At 57.6% G+C, this 1,548-nt stretch carries 1 protein-coding gene; it reads right to left on the reverse strand.

The annotated features are described in order from the left end of the window. Window positions 1-88: 88 nt before the first annotated feature. Entirely contained in the window at window positions 89-1,120 is a 1,032-nt protein-coding gene (locus I2D41_RS03910) for a 3-deoxy-7-phosphoheptulonate synthase (RefSeq protein ID WP_022094323.1), read from the reverse strand. Window positions 1,121-1,548 lie beyond the last annotated feature (428 nt).

Here is a 1,548-nt window from a genome sequence, read left to right on the forward strand (position 1 = left end):
GGTCGCGCCCTTGAAGTTGAACGTCAGATTGTCCAAATGCGGCCCGCGCAGCGTCGAGCCGTTACGGCGTTTGGTAAAACGCCGTAACCTACACCCGTTCCGCGATCTCGTGGATGAGGTAGTCGGTCTTTTCCCAGCCCAGGCACGGGTCGGTGATCGACTTGCCAAAGACGCCGCCGTCGACCGGCTGGTTGCCATCCTCCAGGTAGGACTCGATCATAAAGCCCTTGACCAGCTTGGAGATGGACTCGTTGCGGCGGCAGCTGTCGAGCACCTCCTTGCAAATGCGATACTGCTCCAGCGGACGCTTGCCCGAGTTGTCGTGGTTGCAGTCGATGACCGCCGCCGGGTTGGCATAGCCGGCGTGCTCGGTATAGCGCTCGGCCAGGCGCTCTAGGTGCTCGTAGTGGTAGTTGGGGTAGGTGCGGCCATCGAGGCCGATGTAGCCGCGCATGACAGCGTGCGCGAGCGGGTTGCCATCGCACTCGACTTCCCAGTTACGGAAGATAAAGCTCTGGTGAGCCTGGGCGGCGTAAATAGAGTTGAGCATAACGGTGGTGGAACCAGCGGTGGGGTTCTTCATGCCGACGGGCACCGAAATGCCGCTCGACACCAGGCGATGCTCCTGGTTTTCGACCGAGCGCGCACCCACGGCAACATAGCTCAGCAGGTCAACGAGGTATTGGTAGTTGGACGGGTAGAGCATCTCATCGGCGGTGAAGAAGCCGGTCTCCTCGATGACGCGCAGGTGCATGTGGCGGATGGCCTTGACGCCCTCGAGCAGGTCGTCGGGAGCCTCGGGGTTGGGGTTGTGCAGAAGACCCTTGTAGCCGGTGCCCTTGGTGCGCGGCTTATTGGTGTAGACGCGCGGAATGATGATGAGCTTGTCCTTGACCTCTTCGGCGGTCTTGGCCAGTCGGTTCATATACTCGAGCACCGAATCCTCGCGGTCGGCAGAGCACGGGCCGATGATGAGCACCTTACGTGCGTCCTCGCCGGTAAAGACTTTGGCGACCTCGGCGTCAAATGCCTGCTTTTTGGCGGTAAGCTCGGCAGAAAGTGGCATTTCCTCGCGGATCTCCATGGGGATCGGCAGCCTGCGTTTGAATTCCATGGCCATAGGGGTCTCCTCAATCTATAGAAAGAGCAATAAGCGTATTGTCGAATGCTCGGCATTATCCGCTGTCGCACGCTAAAGTGCAAGCCCTTGTCACCCCGAAACCTACCAAAAAGGGACAGGTTTATTTTGGCAGGTTTTATCTGGGTAAACGTCGGCGGATGCCGGGAGGGAGCGGCGCCGCGCGGGACCCTAAGGCTGTTGTCGGTTCCCTAGGAAATACCCTGTGGGCAAAAAATGCCAAATATGAGTACGGTTGCTATCTTAGTATCATATTGCCTTCGCAAAATAATAGACATCACAGCAAAATATGTTCATTAACGCAAACACATATAAGTCCGCTATGGTGCTGTTTGATCAATTTAGGGACGCGTGTAGGTCGCGCGCGCAGACGTGGTGTAAGAGTGTCCTGAGGTCCGTCGCTGCAAGTC

Source organism: Collinsella aerofaciens, assembly GCF_015552075.1.
Taxonomy (GTDB): domain Bacteria; phylum Actinomycetota; class Coriobacteriia; order Coriobacteriales; family Coriobacteriaceae; genus Collinsella; species Collinsella aerofaciens_Y.

Coding starts and splice junctions, on each gene's coding strand:
- I2D41_RS03910 (WP_022094323.1), bottom strand. CDS start 1,120: ATGGCCATGGAATTCAAACGCAGGCTGCCGATCCCCATGGAGATCCGC.